Source organism: Streptomyces sp. NPDC089915, assembly GCF_040684675.1.
Lineage (GTDB): Bacteria > Actinomycetota > Actinomycetes > Streptomycetales > Streptomycetaceae > Streptomyces.
Genome location: NZ_JBFBGN010000024.1, coordinates 48,672 through 66,947 on the forward strand (window position 1 = coordinate 48,672; position 18,276 = coordinate 66,947).

At 73.1% G+C, this 18,276-nt stretch carries 14 protein-coding genes; 4 read left to right on the plus strand and 10 right to left on the minus strand.

The window, feature by feature from the left end; genetic code table 11:
- Window positions 1-96: 96 nt before the first annotated feature.
- From AB0O29_RS10705 to rsmH, 10 genes are all read right to left on the minus strand, one after another.
- The gene (locus AB0O29_RS10705) at window positions 97-783 is read right to left on the minus strand and encodes an FtsQ-type POTRA domain-containing protein (protein ID WP_365149308.1); all 687 of its coding nucleotides are present in this window, start codon (window positions 781-783) and stop codon (window positions 97-99) included.
- A gap of 176 nt (window positions 784-959) precedes the next feature.
- Window positions 960-2,051, minus strand: a complete 1,092-nt coding sequence (murG, locus tag AB0O29_RS10710) for an undecaprenyldiphospho-muramoylpentapeptide beta-N-acetylglucosaminyltransferase (protein ID WP_365149267.1) — start codon at window positions 2,049-2,051, stop codon at window positions 960-962.
- A 6-nt stretch (window positions 2,052-2,057) separates the two neighbouring features.
- Entirely contained in the window at window positions 2,058-3,419 is a 1,362-nt protein-coding gene (gene ftsW, locus AB0O29_RS10715; protein WP_365149270.1) for a putative lipid II flippase FtsW, read from the minus strand.
- Between the two features lie 68 nt (window positions 3,420-3,487).
- The gene (gene murD, locus AB0O29_RS10720) at window positions 3,488-4,933 is read right to left on the minus strand and encodes a UDP-N-acetylmuramoyl-L-alanine--D-glutamate ligase (protein WP_365149273.1); all 1,446 of its coding nucleotides are present in this window, start codon (window positions 4,931-4,933) and stop codon (window positions 3,488-3,490) included.
- Window positions 4,915-5,985, minus strand: coding sequence for a phospho-N-acetylmuramoyl-pentapeptide-transferase (gene mraY, locus AB0O29_RS10725; RefSeq protein ID WP_365149276.1), 1,071 nt, complete (start codon window positions 5,983-5,985; stop codon window positions 4,915-4,917). Before mraY ends, murD begins: the two co-directional genes overlap by 19 nt.
- Window positions 5,982-7,406, minus strand: coding sequence for a UDP-N-acetylmuramoyl-tripeptide--D-alanyl-D-alanine ligase (murF, locus tag AB0O29_RS10730; protein ID WP_365149279.1), 1,425 nt, complete (start codon window positions 7,404-7,406; stop codon window positions 5,982-5,984). Before murF ends, mraY begins: the two co-directional genes overlap by 4 nt.
- The gene (locus tag AB0O29_RS10735) at window positions 7,403-9,097 is read right to left on the minus strand and encodes a UDP-N-acetylmuramoyl-L-alanyl-D-glutamate--2,6-diaminopimelate ligase (RefSeq protein ID WP_365149282.1); all 1,695 of its coding nucleotides are present in this window, start codon (window positions 9,095-9,097) and stop codon (window positions 7,403-7,405) included. The genes murF and AB0O29_RS10735 overlap by 4 nt, the downstream gene beginning before the upstream one ends.
- A gap of 43 nt (window positions 9,098-9,140) precedes the next feature.
- A complete protein-coding gene (locus AB0O29_RS10740; RefSeq protein WP_365149285.1) occupies window positions 9,141-11,105 on the minus strand; it encodes a penicillin-binding protein 2 in 1,965 nt (654 codons plus the stop codon).
- Window positions 11,106-11,183: 78 nt separating this feature from the next.
- Entirely contained in the window at window positions 11,184-11,603 is a 420-nt protein-coding gene (locus AB0O29_RS10745; RefSeq protein WP_365149311.1) for a hypothetical protein, read from the minus strand.
- Between the two features lie 119 nt (window positions 11,604-11,722).
- Window positions 11,723-12,682, minus strand: a complete 960-nt coding sequence (gene rsmH / locus AB0O29_RS10750) for a 16S rRNA (cytosine(1402)-N(4))-methyltransferase RsmH (protein ID WP_365149288.1) — start codon at window positions 12,680-12,682, stop codon at window positions 11,723-11,725.
- 310 nt (window positions 12,683-12,992) lie between these two features.
- Here rsmH and AB0O29_RS10755 point away from each other — a divergent pair, with 310 nt between their 5' ends.
- From AB0O29_RS10755 to AB0O29_RS10770, 4 genes are all read left to right on the plus strand, one after another.
- The gene (locus tag AB0O29_RS10755) at window positions 12,993-13,541 is read left to right on the plus strand and encodes a carbonic anhydrase (protein WP_365149291.1); all 549 of its coding nucleotides are present in this window, start codon (window positions 12,993-12,995) and stop codon (window positions 13,539-13,541) included.
- A 136-nt stretch (window positions 13,542-13,677) separates the two neighbouring features.
- The gene (locus AB0O29_RS10760; protein ID WP_365149293.1) at window positions 13,678-14,688 is read left to right on the plus strand and encodes a MoxR family ATPase; all 1,011 of its coding nucleotides are present in this window, start codon (window positions 13,678-13,680) and stop codon (window positions 14,686-14,688) included.
- Entirely contained in the window at window positions 14,688-16,046 is a 1,359-nt protein-coding gene (locus AB0O29_RS10765; RefSeq protein WP_365149296.1) for a DUF58 domain-containing protein, read from the plus strand. The genes AB0O29_RS10760 and AB0O29_RS10765 overlap by 1 nt, the downstream gene beginning before the upstream one ends.
- On the plus strand, window positions 16,043-18,187 hold the full coding sequence (locus AB0O29_RS10770) for a DUF3488 and transglutaminase-like domain-containing protein (protein WP_365149299.1): 2,145 nt from the start codon (window positions 16,043-16,045) through the stop codon (window positions 18,185-18,187). The genes AB0O29_RS10765 and AB0O29_RS10770 overlap by 4 nt, the downstream gene beginning before the upstream one ends.
- The last annotated feature ends 89 nt before the right edge of the window (window positions 18,188-18,276 follow it).

Here is an 18,276-nt window from a genome sequence, read left to right on the forward strand (position 1 = left end):
GTTCAACGAACACGCCGAACCTCCCGTTTTTCTTTTCACCCTATGTGATCACCCGTATCGGTGGCCAACCAGGGTGCGTCGGGCCTCGACCCGACGTCAACTCCCGGACACCGCCGGGGCGGTGGGAACGCTCACGTCGAAGTGGTCGGCCTTGGGCGCGGCTTTCAACAGGGCGGTCAACGCCCGGCCTTTGGCCTCACCCAGTTCGCCGCTCCCCCACACCACGGTGCGGCCCTTCGTCAGCTCCAGCACGACCGAGTCGAACGACCGCACCTTGACCTGCACCGTTTCCTTCGCGACTGCGTCGGGAAGGCTTCCCGCGATCCCCACGGCCTCGCGCAGCAGCCGCTCCTCGTCGAAGCGGCGGGCGCTCGGCGAGCGGTCCGCGGCCATTTCGAGGAGCGGAACGCCGACGGGTGCTTTCGCAACGGTGTCGAAGCGCACCCCCCTCGCGTCCACTTCGGTGAAGTCCGCGCCCTTTTTGATGAGCAGGACCGGTTTGCGTTCCGTCACTTTCAGCCCGATCCCGTGCGGCCAGGACCGCACCACATCGACCGAATCGATGCGTGACAGCCGGCCGCGGACCCGGCTCGCGATCTCGTCCGTGTCCACGCTCACCAGGGGCGCGCCGACGGGAACGGCCGCGGCCGAGAGGACCTGCTCGGGGGTGAGCACCTCGGTGCCGGAGGCCGTGACCTTCTCGACGCGCAGCCAGGCGGAGCCGTAGAGCGCCCAGGTGCCGCCGCCGGCGAGGAGGGCCGCGGCGGCGAGGGTCGCCAACAGGCGGACCCGGCGCGGTCTCCCGCCGCCGGACCCGCGTGGACCGGTGCCCTTGGGCGACTTGGGCGGGCGGGGCGGCCGGGGCACGCCCGCGCCCTTGCCGCCCTTGCCCGCCCGGCCGGACGGTCCGCGTCGTGCCGTCGTCGCTCCGGCCACTCCTGCGCCTCCTGGGTCAGCGGTTACCCGCGTGCGGCCGCGATCGCCTCGTGGACGAGGCCGACGAGGAGCTCGTCGGCGTCCCGGCGGCCGAACTCGGCGGCGGCGCGGGACATCTCGTACAGGCGGTGCGGATCGGACAGCACCGGGAGGATCTGGCCGAGCACCCATTCGGGCGTCAGTTCCGCGTCGTCGACGAGGAGCCCGCCGCCGGCCTTGACCACCGGCTGGGCGTTGAGCCGCTGTTCGCCGTTGCCGATGGGCAGCGGTACGTAGGCGGCCGGCAGTCCGACGGCGGAGAGTTCGGCGACGGTCATCGCGCCCGCGCGGCACAGCATCATGTCGGCGGCGGCGTACGCGAGGTCCATCCGGTCCACGTACGGTACCGGGACATAGGGCGGCATCCCGGGCATGTTGTCGACACGCGGCAGTTCGTTCTTCGGGCCGACCGCGTGGAGGATCTGGATCCCCGAGCGCTGGAGGGTCGGCGCGACCTGCTGGATGGTCTCGTTGAGCCGGCGCGCGCCCTGCGAGCCGCCGGAGACGAGCAGCGTCGGCAGGTTGAGGTCGAGGCCGAAGGCGGCCCGCGCCTCGGGGCGGACGGCGGCGCGGTCGAGGGTGGAGATGGCGCGGCGCAGCGGGATGCCCACGTAGCGGGCGCCGCGCAGCTTGCTGTCGGGGGTGGAGACGGCGACGGCGTGCGCGTAGCGGGAGCCGATCTTGTTGGCCAGTCCGGGCCGGGCGTTGGCCTCGTGGACGATGATCGGCACGCCGAGCCGCTTGGCGGCGAGGTAGCCGGGCAGGGCCACGTAGCCGCCGAAGCCGACGACCACGTCGGCCTTGGTGCGGACGAGGATCTCCTCGGCGGCCTTGATGGTCCCGCGCAGCCTGCCGGGGACGGTGATCAGTTCCGGGGTGGGCTTGCGGGGCAGCGGTACGGCGGGGATGAGGCCCAGCTCGTAGCCGCGCTCGGGCACCAGGCGCGTCTCCAGGCCGCGTTCCGTGCCCAGGGCGGTGATGCCCACGGTCGGGTCCTGCCTGCGCAGGGCGTCCGCGAGGGCGAGCGCCGGCTCGATGTGGCCGGCGGTCCCCCCACCGGCGAGTACGACATGCACCGAAATTCACCGCTCTCCGGACGGACGCCTCTTGACGCGCCGTCTCATCGACTTCCATATCGGCCCGCTCCGCTTCCAGCCGGCTCTCGGCTGTCGCATCGCGAGCGCCGCGCGCGCCGCCGGCTCCTCCCGCGCGAACGCGATGAGCAGTCCGACCGCGAACATGGTCGGCAGCAGGGCGGACCCCCCGTAGGAGAACAGCGGGAGGGGCACCCCTGCGATCGGCAGCAGACCGAGCACCGCACCGATGTTGATCACGGCCTGGGCCGTGATCCAGGTGGTCACGCCTCCCGCGGCATACCGTACGAAGGAGTCCTCCGTGCGTCCGGCCACGCGGATACCCGCATAGCCTAGAGCCGCGAACAGGGCGAGCACCGACAGCGTCCCCGCCAGGCCCAGTTCCTCACCGGTGATGGCAAAGATGAAGTCGGTATGGGCTTCGGGCAGTTGCCCCCATTTTTCCACACTCGCACCCAGGCCGGAACCGAACCATCCGCCGGATGCGAGGGCGTAGATCCCGTGCACGCCCTGCCAGCAGAGGTCGTTCTTGCCCGGGTCCGTCGCCCCGAGGCAGGCGAGCCGGTCCATGCGGTGCGGGCTGGTCTTGATGAGCAGTGCGACGATCACACCCGCGAAGGCGAGCACGGCGGCGAACATCCGCGTGGGCGCTCCCGCGAGCCACAGCAGCCCGAACAGGACGGCTCCGAGGATCATCGCGGTGCCCATGTCCCCGCCGAGCATGATCAGCCCGAGCAGCAGGAAGGCGACCGGGACCAGCGGCACCAGCAGGTGCTTCCACTGGGTCAGCAGCCCCTTGTCGCCCTTGCGGGCCAGCAGGTCGGCCCCCCAGAGGATCAGCGCCAGCTTGCCGAACTCGCTGGGCTGGAGCATGAACGGGCCGCCCAGGGAGATCCAGTTCGTGTTGCCGTTGATGGAGACCCCTATCCCGGGGACCTGGACCAGGACCATCAGGAAGAGGGTGCCGGCGAGCACCGGATAGGACAGCGCGCGGTGCAGTTTGACCGGCATGCGGGAGGCGGCGAACAGCAGGACGCCGCCGATCGAGGCGGCCAGGAACTGCTTCTTGAAGAAGTAGGCGTCTCCCAGGCCCAGCTGGAGGGCCTTGATCATGGACGCCGAGTAGACCATCACCAGGCCGAGCACGGTGATGAGCAGCGAACTGCCGAAAATCAGGTAATACGCGGTGAGCGGCCGGTCCCAGGCCTTCGTCAACTGCCCCCGCGTACGGCGCAGCCGCTCCAGCGGACCGCGCCGGGCGGTCCGCCCGGCGCCGGCCGCGGGACGTTTGCGGCCCTGCGCCTTGACGGCGGAGGGCCGCCGTCCCGGCAGCATCTGTTTGGCCGGCATCTGTGATCTTCCCCTCCACTCGTACGAGGCGAGCAGCCGGCCGGAGGGAACCTGTCGGGCGCCCTCGGCTAGGCCGTGTCCGCGGCGCTCCCGGAGGCGAGTTCGCGCACCGCGCCGGCGAACGCGTCGCCCCGCTCGTTGTAGTTCGCGAACATGTCCATCGAGGCGCACGCGGGCGCCAGCAGGACGGTGTCTCCGGGTTCCGCGAGCCGGGCCGCTTCCCGGACCGCTGCGAGCATCGCCCCAGTGTCGGTCCGGTCGAGGTCGGTCACCGGGACCTCGGGCGCGTGTCGCGCCAGCGCCTCGGCGATCAGCGCCCGGTCGGCGCCCATGAGGACCACGCCCCGCAGCCGCTTCGCGGACTTCCGCACGAGCTCGTCGAAGGTCGCGCCCTTGGCGAGGCCGCCGGCGATCCAGACGACCGGTTCGAAGGCCGCGAGGGAGGCCTCGGCCGCGTGGGTGTTGGTGGCCTTGGAGTCGTCGACATAGCGGACCCCGTCGACCTCGTCCACGTACGCCACGCGGTGCGCGTCGGGGCGGAAGTCGCGCAGCCCGTCGCGGACGGCCCGCGGCTCGACGCCGAAGGCGCGGGCCAGGGCCGCCGCCGCGAGGGCGTTGGCGATGTTGTGCGGGGCGGGCGGGTTGACGTCGTCGACGTGCGCCAGCTCCTGCGCGTTCTTCTGCCGGTTCTCCACGAACGCCCGGTCGACGAGGATCCCGTCGACCACGCCGAGCATGGAGGGCCCGGGGGCGCCGAGGGTGAAGCCGATCGCCCGGCAGCCCTCCTCGACGTCGGCCTCCTCGACCAGCCGCTCGGTGGCGGGGTCGGCGACGTTGTAGACGCAGGCGATGGTGTTGCCCTCGTAGATCCGGCCCTTGTCGGCGGCGTACGCCTCCATGGAGCCGTGCCAGTCGAGGTGGTCGGGGGCCAGGTTGAGCACGGCCGCCGAGTGGGCGCGCACCGAGGGCGCCCAGTGCAGCTGGTAGCTGGAGAGCTCCACGGCGAGGACGTCGTACGGCTCCTCGCCGGTCACCACGTCGATGATGGGGGTGCCGATGTTGCCGACGGCCGCGGTCTTCAGACCGGCCGCCCGCAGGATCGAGGCCAGCATCTGGGTGGTGGTGGTCTTGCCGTTGGTGCCGGTGATGGCGAGCCAGGGGGCGGCGTTCTCGCCGCGCAGCCGCCAGGCGATCTCGACGTCGCCCACGACGTCCACGCCCGCCTCGGCGGCGGCCGCGAACAGCGGGCTGTCGGGCTTCCAGCCGGGGGAGGTGACGACCAGATCGGTGCCCGCGGGCAGGGTCTCGGCGTCACCGAGGCGTACGGTGACGCCCTTGGCCTCGGCCTCCAGCTCCGCGGCGCGGGCCCGGTGGCCCTCGCCGTCCCCGCCGTCGACCACGGTCACGACGGCGCCGAGGCCGGCCAGGGCGCGGGCGGCGCTGATGCCGCTCACGCCGAGGCCGGCGACGGTGATGTTCTTGCCCTGCCAGGGGGTCACTTGTCCGCTGCCCATCCCGCGTAGAAGAGGCCGAGACCCACGATCACGCACATGCCCTGGATGATCCAGAAGCGGACCACGACGAGGACTTCGGACCAGCCCTTGAGTTCGAAGTGGTGCTGGAGCGGGGCCATTCGGAAGACTCGCTTGCCGGTCATCTTGAAGGAGCCGACCTGGATGACGACCGACATCGTGATGAGCACGAAGAGGCCGCCGAGGAGCGCCATCAGGAACTCCGTCCGGGAGCAGATGGCGAGACCCGCGAGCGCGCCGCCGAGCGCGAGCGAACCGGTGTCGCCCATGAAGATCTTGGCGGGCGAGGTGTTCCACCACAGGAAGCCGAAGCAGGCTCCCATGAGGGCGGAGGCGACGACCGCGAGGTCCAGCGGGTCACGGACCTCGAAGCAGGCGTTGGGGTTGGTCAGGGTCACCGCGTTGGCGCAGGACTCCTGGAACTGCCAGACGCCGATGAAGGTGTAGGCGCCGAAGACCATCACGGCGGCGCCGGTGGCGAGGCCGTCCAGACCGTCGGTCAGGTTCACGCCGTTGGACATGGCCAGGATCATGAACAGGGCCCAGACCACGAACAGCACGGGTCCGATGGACCAGCCGAAGTCCGTGACGAACGACAGCTTCGTCGAGGCCGGGGTGAGCCCGCGCGAGTCCTTGAACTGGAGCGCGAGCACCGCGAAGGCGATGCCGACGATCAGCTGGCCGGCCATCTTGGCCTTGGCCCGCAGACCGAGCGAACGCCGCTTGACGATCTTGATGTAGTCGTCGAGGTAGCCGACGAGGCCCATGCCCGCCATCAGGAACAGCACCAGGAGGCCCGAGAAGGACGGGTCCTCGCCGGTGATGACCTTGGTCAGGGCGTACGCGATGATCGTGGCCAGGATGAAGGAGATACCGCCCATGGTGGGCGTGCCCTTCTTGCCGGCGTGGCCGCGGGGGCCGTCGTCGCGGATGAACTGGCCGTAGCCCTTGCGGGCCAGCAGCTTGATCAGCAGCGGGGTGCCGATGACGGTGAGGAACATGCCGATGACACCGGCGAACAGGATCTGCCTCATCGGCCGGCGACCTCGCCCTCGCCCTGGAGCAGCGCCAGCGCCACCCGCTCCAGACCGACCGACCTGGAAGCCTTCACCAGCACGACGTCCCCCGGGCGCAGTTCACTGCGCAAAAGGTCGACCGCCGCCTGCGCGTCGGACACGAGCACCGACTCCTCACCCCACGAACCCTCGTTATATGCGCCCAGCTGCAGCCAGGACGCTTCCCTGCCCCCGACTGCCACGAGCCTGCTCACGTTGAGCCGGACGGCGAGCCGCCCCACCGCGTCGTGCTCGGCCAGCGACGCGTCACCGAGCTCGGCCATGGGGCCGAGCACCGCCCACGTACGTCCCCCGTGCTCCTTGCCGGCGCCGCCCATCGCGGCCAGTGCGCGCAGGGCGGCCCGCATGGATTCGGGGTTCGCGTTGTAGGCGTCGTTGACGATCGTGACGCCGTCCGCCCGCTCGGTGACCTCCATGCGCCACCGGGACAGGGTGCCGGCCCCGGAGAGCGCGGTGGCGATCTCCTCGACTGGCATGCCCAGGACATGGGCGACGGCGGCCGCGGCGAGCGCGTTCGACACGTGGTGCTCACCGTACAGGCGCAAGGTCACATCGCTGCACCCGGTCGGTGTGTGGAGTGTGAAGGAGGGCCGTCCCCCGGACGTCATCCGCACCTCGGTGGCGCGTACGTCGGCGTCCTCGGCCTCGCCGAACAGGACCGTACGGGCCTTCGTGCGGACGGCCATCGCGCGCACCAGCAGGTCGTCGGCGTTGAGGACGGCGACGCCGCCCTCGGCCTCGGACGGCAGGGCCTCGACCAGCTCTCCCTTGGCCTGGGCGATGGCCTCGCGGCCGCCGAACTCGCCGATGTGGGCGGTGCCGACGTTCAGGACGAGGCCGATGCGCGGCGGGGTGAGCCCGGTGAGGTAGGCGATGTGCCCGATGCCGCGGGCGCCCATCTCCAGGACCAGGTGCCGGGTCTCCGCGGTGGCCTTCAGCGCCGTGAGCGGCAGGCCGATCTCGTTGTTGAGGGAGCCGGGCGTCCACACCGTGGGCGCGTGGTGCTGGAGCACCTGGGCGATCAGGTCCTTGGTGGAGGTCTTGCCGGCCGAGCCGGTCAGGGCGACCACGTCGGTGCCGAGCCGTCCGACGACGGCGCGGGCGAGGGCGCCGAGGGCCTTCTCCACGTCGTCGACGACGATCGCCGGAACGCCGACCGGCCGGGCGGCCAGCACGGCGGCGGCGCCGGCGGCGACCGCGCGCTCGGCGTAGTCGTGGCCGTCGACGTGCTCGCCGGCGAAGGCGGCGAAGAGGCTGCCGGGCTCCACCTGGCGGGAGTCGATGACGACCGGGCCGCTGATCAGCACGGCGGGATCCGGTATGTCGTGGGGCCGCCCGCCGGTGATGTCGGCGATCTCGGCGAGGGAGAGGGCGATCACTGGTTCACCTCGGCCTGTCGGGCGCTGTCCTGGCGGTTCTCGATGGCCGCGCGGAGCACGGCGCGGTCGTCGAAGGGGCGTACGACGCCCGCGGTGTCCTGGCCCTGCTCGTGGCCCTTGCCCGCGACGAGGACGGTGTCCCCGTCCCCGGCGCGCGCGACGGCGGCGGCGATGGCCGCGGCCCGGTCGGCGTCGACGAGGACGGTGCCCCGCTCCTCGGCGGGGACGGAGACCGCGCCCTCGAACATCGCGGCGAGGATCCGCAGCGGGTCCTCGGAGCGCGGGTTGTCGGAGGTCAGGACGGCGGTGTCGGCGTAGCGGGCCGCCGCGGCGCCCATCGGGCCGCGCTTGGTGGTGTCCCGGTCGCCGCCGCAGCCGAGCACGATGTGCAGCCTGCCGGTGGTGACCTCGCGCAGGGCGCGCAGCACGGACTCGACGGCGTCCGTCTTGTGGGCGTAGTCGACGACGGCCAGGTACGGCTGTCCCGCGTCGACCCGCTCCAGCCGGCCGGGGACGCCCGGGACGGCGGCGACGCCGTCGGCGGCGGTCTGCGGGTCGAGCCCGGCGGCGGCCAGGGTGACGACGGCGGCGACGGTGTTGGCGACGTTGAACGGGCCGGGCAGCGGGGCCTTGGCCCGCACGCGCTGTCCTTCGGGCCCGACCAGGGTCAGGGTGGAGTCCATGTGGCCGCTGACCACGTCCTCGGCGCGCCAGTCGGCGGCCGGGTCCCCGGCGGCGGAGAAGGTGACGACCGGGATCGGCGACTCCTTCGCGAGGCGGCGGCCGTACTCGTCGTCCACGTTGACCACGCCCAGGCGGGCGCGGCGCTCGGTGAAGAGCTGCGCCTTGGCCTGGAAGTAGTCCTCCATGTCGGAGTGGAACTCCATGTGCTCCGGGCTGAGGTTGTTGAAGACGGCGACGTCGAAGACGCAGCCGTCGACGCGGCCCAGCACCAGGGCGTGGCTGGAGACCTCCATGGCGACGGCCTCGACGCCGCGTTCGCGCATGACGGCGAACAGGGCCTGGAGGTCGGTGGCCTCGGGGGTGGTGCGCTCGGACTTGATGCGCTCGTCGCCGATGCGCATCTCGACGGTGCCGACCAGTCCGGTGGCCTTGCCGGCCGCGCGCAGCCCGCCCTCGACGAGGTAGGCGGTGGTGGTCTTGCCGGAGGTGCCGGTGATGCCGAGCTGGAGCAGGGCTTCGCCGGGGCGGCCGTAGATCTCGGCGGCGAGCTCGCCCATCCGGCCGCGCGGGTCCTCGACGGCCAGGACGGGCAGGCCGGTCGCGGCGGCGCGTTCGGCGCCCTGCGGGTCGGTCAGCACGGCGACGGCGCCGAGGGCGGCCGCCTGGGCCGCGAAGTCGGCGCCGTGCAGCCGGGCGCCGGGCAGGGCCGCGTACACGTCTCCGGGGCGCACGGCACGGGAGTCGTGCGTGATGCCGGTGATCCGAGCGGCGCCGGACTCGGGCAGACCCAGGAGGCCGGCCAGCTCGCCCAGGGGGATCGGGCGGGCGTTCAGGGGCCGGGGCGCTCCCGGCGGCGCTGCCGGGGCGTCTTTCTGGGCGGTTCTGGGCTGATCAGCGTGGGGCACGGCGGTGAGCGTACCGGGCGCGGCGGGCCGCTCGCGAAGCGAGGGCCCGTCCTGGGCGGCTTCGGCCGTCTGGTTCCCGGGTTTCGGGGTGATCGTTGTCACTGATGGAGCCTCACGCGTGGGTGGTGGGACGGGCGGTTCTCTGTCAGGGCTGCGGGCTGGGCTGCGCGGGGGTGGGGGCGGCGGGCGGCGGGGCGGATTCGTAGGTCACCGGGAGGCCCGCGGGGGGCGTTCCGGTGGGCGCGACCTGGAGGGTCTTGAGTGCGAACTCCATGACCGTCTTGTAGATCGGGCCGCAGATCTGGCCGCCGAAGTAGCTGCCCTTGGTGGGGTTCTGGATGGCGCAGTAGACGGTGATCCGGGGGTTGTCGGCGGGGGCGAAGCCGGCGAAGGAGGCGGTGTAGCCCTTGTATCGGCCGGTGGCGGGATCCACCCGGTTGGAGGTGCCGGTCTTCCCGCCGACCCGGTAGCCGGGGATCTTCGCCTTGGTTCCGGTGCCCTCCTGGTCGTCGACCACGGACTCCAGCATCTCGGAGAGGGTCTTGGCGGTCTGGCCGCTGATCACGCGGGTCTGCTCGGGCGCCGGGGCCGGGGTGAAGCGGCCGTCGGGGCCCTTGGTGCCGCGGACCAGGGTGGGGGTGATGCGGACGCCGCCGTTGGCGATGGTGGAGTAGACGGAGGCCGCCTGCATCGCGTTGAGGGACAGGCCCTGGCCGAAGGGGATCGTGTACTGCTGCGAGGTGGACCAGGCCTCCGGCTTGGCGAGGATGCCGCGGGACTCGCCGGGGTAGTTCAGGCCGGTGGGCCGTCCGATGCCGAACTTGTCCAGGTAGGAGTACAGGACCCGGTTGGCCTCGGGCTGATTGGCGCCGAGCTGGCCGGTGGCCAGGATGGTGCCGATGTTCGAGGACTTGGCGAGGACCCCGTTGAGGGTCAGGTACCAGGTGGGGTGGTCGACGTCGTCCTTGAAGAGCCGGTCGCCGCGGTGGAGCCGGTTGGGGACCTCGACGTGGGTGTCGGGGGCCGCCTTCTTCTCCTCCAGGACGGCCGCCATGGAGATCACCTTGGCGGTGGAGCCGGGCTCGTACACGTCCTGGAGGGCGGCGTTGCCGAGGGCGGTGGAGCGGGCCCGGGTCAGGTCGTTGGGGTCGAAGCCGGGGGCGTTGGCCATGGCCAGCACCTCGCCGGTGCGGGTGTCCTGGACGACGACGTAGCCGCGGTCGGCGCCGGACTTCTCGACCTGCTCGGCGATGGCGCTCTGCGCGGCCCACTGGATGTCGCGGTCGATCGTCAGCTCGATGTCGTCGCCGGGCACGGCCGGCTTCTCGTGGGACCCGGCGGTGGGTACGCGGCGGCCGCCGGACTGGGCGTAGGTGATCTCGCCGTCCTTGCCGGCCAGCTTCTTGTCGAGGGCGGACTCCAGGCCGCCGCCGCCCTTGCCCTCGGCGTTGACGTAGCCCAGTATCCCGGCGGCGAGGTCGCCGTTGGGGTACACGCGCTTGCTGCTGTTCTCGTTGAAGACGCCGGCGATGACGTTGGCGCCGGGGCCGTTGTTGCGCTTGTCGGCGGCCGCCTTGTCGGCGAAGAGCTTCTTGAGGTCCTTGATCTGGTTCCAGACCTGGGGGGTCTGCCGGCGGGCCAGGACCACGTAGCGGGTGTCCTTGGTCTTCAGCCGGGCGGCGATCTCCTTGGCGTCCTTGCCGAGGATCGGCGCGAGGAGGGCGGCGGCCTGCTCGGGGGCGTCGGGGGCCTTGCTCTCCTGCGGGGTGAACATCTTCGGGTCGGCGGTGATGTCGTACGCGTCGACGCTGGTGGCCAGGGCGACGCCCTTGCGGTCGGTGATCTCCCCGCGCTCGGCGGCCAGGACGTAGCTGGCGAAGCGGTTCTCGGTGGCCTTGGCGGAGTACGCGGAGGCGTCGACGGCCTGCACCTGGAGGAGCCGGACGACGAAGGCGAGCATCACGAGGGTGAGCCCGACGCCGATCAGCCGCAGCCGCGGCTTGGGGCTGCCGAGGCGGATGGTGTGCGGGGTGCGCTGCGCGGGGGGCCGCGCGCCGGTCCGGGGCCTGCCGGGCCCCGGCACCCGCCGGGGGGGCTCCTTGGGGCTCACCGCCGGACTCCGCAGAGCTCCGGGGAACGGGGGGAGGGCGGGGCGGGGAGGGGTCCCGCAGGGCTCCGCGTCACGACGTCACCTGCTTGGGGTCGGGGTGGGCTGCGGGGTCCCGCTCGGGGCCGGGCCGGCCGGTCCGTCGGGGTTCTGCGTGGCCGCCGGAGCCGCCGGCGGCGTCGGAGTGGGCGTGGGCGTCGGGGACGGGGCCGGCGGGGCCTCGGCCACGGCGGGGCTGCCGGCGGTCCTGCCCTCGGGGCCGAGGAAGACGGGGCTGCCGCCCGGCACCAGGCCGAGCTCGCGGGCCCGCCGCTGCAGGGCGTCGGGGGCCGAGTAGGCGTCGACGTCCCGCTGGAGGGCCTGCTGCTCGTCGGTCAGCGCGGTGGTCTCCTTCTTCAGCCGGCTCAGCTGGAAGGAGCCCTGGTTGAGCGCCGAGTTCAGCAGCAGCAGGCTGATCAGGCCCCCGGCCAGCAGCGCGACGACCAGGAGGACGAACGGCATCCGCGCCGCCTGACGGGCGCCGCCGGAACCGCCGCCGGCGCGGCCGCGCACGAGGCGGGCCGCCTGCCCGCGGGTCAGCGTGGCCACCTTCCCGGCCCTCCCCGCCTTCGCGGCCTTGGTCACAGCCGCGCCTCCCGGACGCGCTCGACTCCCCGGAACCGGGCCGGGGCGGCCCGCCGGTTCTCGGCGATCTCCTCCTCGGTGGGCAGTTCCGCCCCGCGCGTCAGCAGCTTCAGCTTCGGCTGGTACTTCTCCGGTACGACGGGCAGCCCGGGCGGGGCCGTGGAGGTGGCGCCGGCCGTGAAGACCTGCTTGACGAGCCGGTCCTCCAGGGAGTGGTACGACAGGACCGCGATCCGCCCGCCGACCGAGATCCGGTCCACGGCGGCCGGGATGGCCCGCTCCAGACCGGCCAGCTCCCCGTTGACCTCGATGCGCAGCGCCTGGAAGGTCCGCTTGGCGGGGTTGCCGCCGGTGCGCTTGGCCGCCTGCGGCAGCGCGTCGCGGATCAGCTCCACGAGGCGGGCGCTGTTGCTGAAGGGCTCCTTGGCGCGCTCGCGCACGACCGCCGAGACGATCCGCTTGGCCTGCTTCTCCTCGCCGTACTGGCGCAGGATGCGGACCAGCTCGCCGGGGGCGTAGGTGTTGAGGACCTCGGCGGCGCTGATGCCCGTCGTCTGGTCCATGCGCATGTCCAGCGGCGCGTCCTGGGCGTACGCGAACCCGCGGTCGGCCTCGTCGAGCTGCATGGAGGAGACGCCGAGGTCGAACAGGATCCCCTGGACGGCCGGGAGCCCCAGTCCGTCGAGGACCTCGGCGAGGTCGGCGTAGATCGCGTGGACGAGGGTGGCCCGGTCGCCGAAGGGCGCGAGCCGCTCGCCGGAGAGGCGCAGGGCCTCCTTGTCGCGGTCGAGGCCGATCAGGCGCGCCTCGGGGAACCGGGTCAGCAGGGCCTCGCTGTGGCCGCCGAGGCCGAGGGTGCAGTCGACGACGACGGCCCCGGGCCTCTCCAGCGCCGGGGCCAACAGGTCCAGGCACCGCTGGAGCATCACCGGGACATGTCGGGACTCGCTAGTCAAAGCGCCCTCTCAGATAACGGCGCGGCAGGCATACGCCGCGCCGCGCACGCGGAGTGTTACCAGGGGGCCGGGCGGCCGGTGGGGCCGGGCTCCGGCCGGTTCGCGTCACTTTAGTGCAACGCCCGCCCCGGTCAACGAACCGCCCCGCGCCCGGTGCGCCCCTCCCCCGATGCACCCGCGAAAGCCCTGAATCACCCGTACGGCGGCCTCCTTCTCACTCCTGTGGGTTAGCTCACAACAAGGTTCCTTGACCTTCTTTGTCCAGCCTCACCCCATGCCCGGACGGGCTGTGACCACTAACGTCGTATCCATGACGACATCCGCATCCCTGCCCGCACACTCCGCGTCCTCGGCGTCCGGCGACTCCGTCACCGACAGGCTCGTCTCGGCCAACCGCCGCTACGCCTCCGAGTTCACCGACCCCGGCATGGACGCCCGCCCCGTCCTGCACGTCGCGGTCGTGGCCTGCATGGACGCCCGTCTCGACCTGCACAAGGCCCTCGGCCTGGAGCTCGGCGACTGCCACACCATCCGCAACGCCGGCGGCGTGGTCACCGACGACACCATCCGCTCGCTCACCATCAGCCAGCGCGCCCTGGGCACCCGCACGGTGATACTGATCCACCACACCGGCTGCGGTCTCGAAAGCCTGACCGAGGACTTCCGGCACGAGCTGGAGGACGAGGTCGGCCAGCGCCCCGCCTGGGCGGTCGAGGCCTTCCGCGACGTGGACCAGGACGTGCGCCAGTCCATGCAGCGGGTCCGCACCAACCCGTTCCTGCCCCACCGCGACGATGTGCGAGGCTTCGTCTTCGACGTGCACACCGGGCTCCTGCGGGAGATCGATCCGCTCACCTGAGTGACACAGCGCCGGACGCCGTCAAGAATGCGGTGAGACGTCACCCGGAACCCTTCCGGGGCGGTGTCCGTGTTTCGGGGTGGGCCGGACCGTGCGCCAGGCGCGTCGGCCCTGGGAAAGGGCCGAGGAGAACCAGGTGACCACGTACGACGACCGAGCGAGCCTCGCTGATCTGACCAGCACGGCCGAGCGGGTCCGCCGGTCGGTCGAGGGCGTGATCGAGGGCAAGCCCGAGGTCGTCCGACTCGCACTGACGGTGCTGCTGGCCGAGGGCCACCTGCTGATCGAGGACGTGCCCGGCGTCGGCAAGACCATGCTGGCCAAGACGCTCGCCAAGTCCATCGACTGCTCGGTCCAGCGCATCCAGTTCACCCCGGACCTGCTGCCCTCGGACATCACCGGCGTCAGCATCTACGACCAGCAGCGCCGCGAGTTCGAGTTCAAGCCCGGCGCGATCTTCGCGCAGATCGTGATCGGCGACGAGATCAACCGGGCCTCCCCCAAGACCCAGTCGGCACTGCTGGAGTCGATGGAGGAGCGCCAGGTCACCATCGACGGCACCACCTACGCCCTGCCCAGCCCGTTCATGGTCGTCGCCACCCAGAACCCGGTCGAGATGGAGGGCACCTACCCCCTCCCCGAGGCCCAGCGCGACCGCTTCATGGCCCGCGTCTCCGTCGGCTACCCCAGCCCCGAGGCCGAGCTGGAGATGCTCGACGTGCACGGCGGGACCTCCCCGCTCGACGACCTCACCGCCGTCGCGCACGCCCACGACGTGGTCAAGCTGATAGAGGCCGTCCGCGAGGTGTACGTCGCGGCCCCGGTCAAGCGCTACGTCGTCGACCTCGTCTCCGCCACCCGCAGCCACCCGGACCTGCGCCTCGGCGCCTCCCCCCGGGCCACCCTGCACCTGCTGCGCGCCGTGAAGGCCTCCGCCGCCCTCTCCGGCCGCGACTACGTCCTGCCCGACGACGTCCAGCAGCTGGCCGCGCCGGTCCTCGCGCACCGCCTCCTGCCGACCGCCCAGGCCCAGCTGAACCGGCGCACCGCCGAGCAGGTCGTCCACGACATCCTCCAGCGCACCCCCGTCCCGGCCACGCACACCCGCGGCGAGGTACCGCCCGGCGCGGGCGCCCGGAGCTTCTGATGGGCGCCGGTGCCCCGGGCGGCGCCGGCGGGCAGGCCGGGAACCCGGGCGGGGTGCGCGCCTCGCTGTCCGGTCTCACCACGCGCGGCCGCTCGTTCCTCGCCGCCGGTGCCGCGGCCGCCGTCTGCGCCTACGTCCTCGGCCAGGACCAGCTGCTGCGGGTCGGGCTGCTGCTCGTCGTCCTGCCGCTGATCTGCGTCCTCGCCCTGCACCGCACCCGCCACCAGGTCACCGCCGGCCGCCGGCTGACCCCGCCGCGGGTGCCCGCCGGCGGTGAGGCCCGGGTGCGGCTGCGGCTGGAGAACGTCTCGCGGATGCCCACCGGCCTGCTGATGCTCCAGGACCGGGTGCCCTACGTCCTCGGGCCCCGCCCCCGCTTCGTACTGGACCGGGTCGAGTCCGGCGGCCGCCGCGAGGTGTCCTACCGGGTCCGCTCCGACCTGCGCGGCCGCTACCCGCTGGGCCCCCTCCAGCTGCGGCTCACCGACCCCTTCGGGATGGTCGAGCTGACCCGCTCCTTCACCGCGTACGACACCCTCACCGTCGTCCCGCGCACCCAGCCCCTGCCCGCGGTCCGGATGACCGGCGAGGCGGGCGGCCACGGCGACGGCAGCCGCCGCTCCCTGGCCCTGGCCGGCGACGACGACGTCATCCCCCGCACCTACCGGCGCGGCGACGACCTGCGCCGGGTCCACTGGCGCTCCACCGCCCGCTACGGCGAGCTGATGGTCCGCCGCGAGGAACAGCCCCAGCGCAGCAAGGCCACCGTCCTGCTGGACACCCGCTACCTCGCCTACGAGGGCGCCGGCCCCGACTCCGCCTTCGAATGGGCCGTGTCGGCCGCCGCCTCCACCCTGCTGCACGTCCTCGAACAGGGCTTCGCGGCCCGGCTGCTCACCGACACCGGGGACGCGGTGCCCGGCGCGGGCTCCTTCGCCGGCGGGAGCACCGCCGGCGGCCCGGAGTCCGTCGAGGCGGCCGGGCTGATGATGGACACCCTCGCGGTCGTCGGCCACTCCGAGGGCAGCGGCCTGGACCGCGCCCACGACGCGCTGCGCGGCGGGACGGTCTCCGGCTCCGGCGGCGACGGACTGCTGGTCGCCTTCCTCGGCGACCTGGACGACGAACAGGCCGAGCTGGCCGCGCGGATGCGCCGGCGCAGCGCGGCCGCGGTCGCGTTCGTCCTGGACCCCGCGCTCTGGGCCGGAGCGCCCTCGCGGGTGGAGGAGCGGCTGCGCAGGCTGCGCGACGCGGGCTGGACGGCGCTGGCCGTACCGCCCGGCGCGGCCTTCACCGACCTGTGGCGGCAGGCCGGGAACGCCCCCCTCGGCATGCGGACCCCCGGAGGCACGGTATGAGCGGGCGCACCCGCGTGACGATCTTCGGAGCGCTGGCGACGCTGCTGACCGCCTGGTCGCTGGCCCCGCTGGTGGAGACCTCCGGCTGGCTGGTCCAGGCGGCGCTGCTGCTGGCCGTGCAGGCCGCGGTGGGCGCCGGCGGGCGGCGGGTGCCGCTGGCCCGGACGCTGACGATCGGCGCCCAGCTGCTGGTGTCGCTGCTGCTGCTCGTCTTCCTCTTCGCGGGGAAGGCCGAGTCCACCGGGAGCGGGCCGCTGGCCTTCCTGGTCACCGATTTCGCGGGACTGTTCCAGCAGGGCGTGCGGGACGTCGGCGAGTTCGCCATACCGGCACCGCTGACGGACGGCATCCGGCTGCTCCTGCTGGCCGGGGTGCTGCTGATCGGGCTGCTGGTGGACGCGCTGGCGGTGACGCTGCGGACGGCCGCGGCCGCCGGACTGCCGCTGCTGGCGCTGTACTCGGTCGCCGCCGGGCTGTCGGCCGGGCACGGGCACTCCTGGATCGCCTTCCTGCTCGCCGGCGCCGGCTACCTGATGATGCTGCTGTCCGAGGGCCGAGACCGGCTGGCCCAGTGGGGCCGGGTCTTCGGCGGGGCCCCGAACGCCCGGACGCCCGCCTCCGCCGCCTCCGGCTACGGGGCGAACGGGGCCGGCGGCACCCGCGCCGTGGCCCCCGTACGCACCGGGCGGCGGATCGGCGCGGTCGCGCTGGGCCTGGCCCTGGCGGTGCCGGCCGCGCTGCCGTCGCTCGGCGGCGGGATGCTGGGCGCCCCGGGCGAGGACTCCCCCGCGGCGGGCGGGGGCGGCGGCACGATCTCGGCGGTGAACCCGCTGGTCTCGCTGCAGAGCAGCCTGAACGCCCAGGACAACCGGGTCGTCATGAAGTACCGCACGGACAGCCCGCAGCTCGGCGAGCAGTACCTGCGGATCCTCGCCCTCGACGAGTTCAACGGGGTCAAGTGGGAGGCGTCCGCCCGCCCGCTGACGGACGTACCGCAGCGGCTGCCGAACCCGGCGGGGCTCACCGAGGAGGTCCGCGCGAACGCGGTCGAGGTCCGTACGACCGTCTCGGCGGCGGACACGTACGCCCAGCGCTACCTGCCGATGCCGTACCCGGCGACGCAGATCGACATCCCCGGCAAGTGGCGCTTCGAGCCGGCCGGCCGGACCCTGGTCGGCGACCAGCTCGGCAAGGACCGCTTCCAGAACGTGCAGGGCGCGCAGTACACCGTGCGGAGCCTGCTGCTGCGGCCCACGGCGGAGCAGCTCCAGTCGGCGCCGGCCGCGAACCCGGCGGTGCGCGGGGAGTACACGAAGCTCCCGGACAACCTGCCGGCGGTGGTGGCGGAGACGGCGCGGCGGGTGACCCAGGGCGCGAAGGACGACTACACGCGGGCGGTCAAGCTCCAGGACTTCTTCGCGGTGACCGGCGGCTTCCGCTACGACACGAAGGTGTCCTCGGGTACGGGCTCGCAGGCCATCGCCCGCTTCCTGGAGGACAAGGAGGGCTTCTGCGTCCACTTCGCCTTCTCGATGGCGGCCATGTCGCGGACGCTGGGGATACCGGCGCGGGTCGCGGTCGGTTTCACCCCGGGCGAGAAGCAGTCCGACGGCACGGTGAACGTCTCGATGCGGGACGCGCACGCCTGGCCGGAGCTGTACTTCGAGGGCGTGGGCTGGACCCGGTTCGAGCCGACCCCCCGTTCGGGCATCACGGTGCCGGACTACAGCCGTCCCGAGGCCCCGGCGGCCCCGCAGCCGTCCGCGTCGTCCGCGGCGCCCTCGCAGTCGGCGTCGGCCCCGGCGCCCGCGCCCTCGCAGTCCGAGGCCTGCCCGCCGGAGCTGAAGAGGCTCGGCGAGTGCGGGGCTCCCGTGGCGGGGTCGAACACCGGGTCCGGTGCGGGCGGGGTGTCGGCGGGGACGGTCCTCGGCTGGGCCGTGGCGGCCCTGCTGGTGGCCGGGCTGCCGCTGCTGCCGCTGCTGTGGCGCCGCCGGGTGCGTGAGCGGCGGCTGGGCTCGGGCGACGTGGCGGCCGCCTGGCGCGAGCTGGGCGACTGCGCCTGGGACGTGGGCGTCCCGCCCGACGAGGCGCTGTCGCCGCGCGGCGCGGCCGGGCGGATCGTGCTGCTGGGCCGGCTGTGATCGAACTGACGGGCGAGCTGGACGCCAAGACCGCCCCGGAGTTCCACCAGACGATCGAGAAGGCCGCCGGTCACGGCACCGGCACCGTC

Bases quoted from the DNA above. Each gene is read 5' to 3' on its own strand.
- ftsW (WP_365149270.1), bottom strand. From the start codon at position 3,419: ATGCCGGCCAAACAGATGCTGCCGGGACGGCGGCCCTCCGCCGTCAAG.
- murD (WP_365149273.1), bottom strand. From the start codon at position 4,933: ATGGGCAGCGGACAAGTGACCCCCTGGCAGGGCAAGAACATCACCGTC.
- mraY (WP_365149276.1), bottom strand. From the start codon at position 5,985: ATGAGGCAGATCCTGTTCGCCGGTGTCATCGGCATGTTCCTCACCGTC.
- AB0O29_RS10745 (WP_365149311.1), bottom strand. From the start codon at position 11,603: ATGCCGTTCGTCCTCCTGGTCGTCGCGCTGCTGGCCGGGGGCCTGATC.
- AB0O29_RS10755 (WP_365149291.1), top strand. From the start codon at position 12,993: ATGACGACATCCGCATCCCTGCCCGCACACTCCGCGTCCTCGGCGTCC.
- AB0O29_RS10765 (WP_365149296.1), top strand. From the start codon at position 14,688: ATGGGCGCCGGTGCCCCGGGCGGCGCCGGCGGGCAGGCCGGGAACCCG.
- AB0O29_RS10770 (WP_365149299.1), top strand. From the start codon at position 16,043: ATGAGCGGGCGCACCCGCGTGACGATCTTCGGAGCGCTGGCGACGCTG.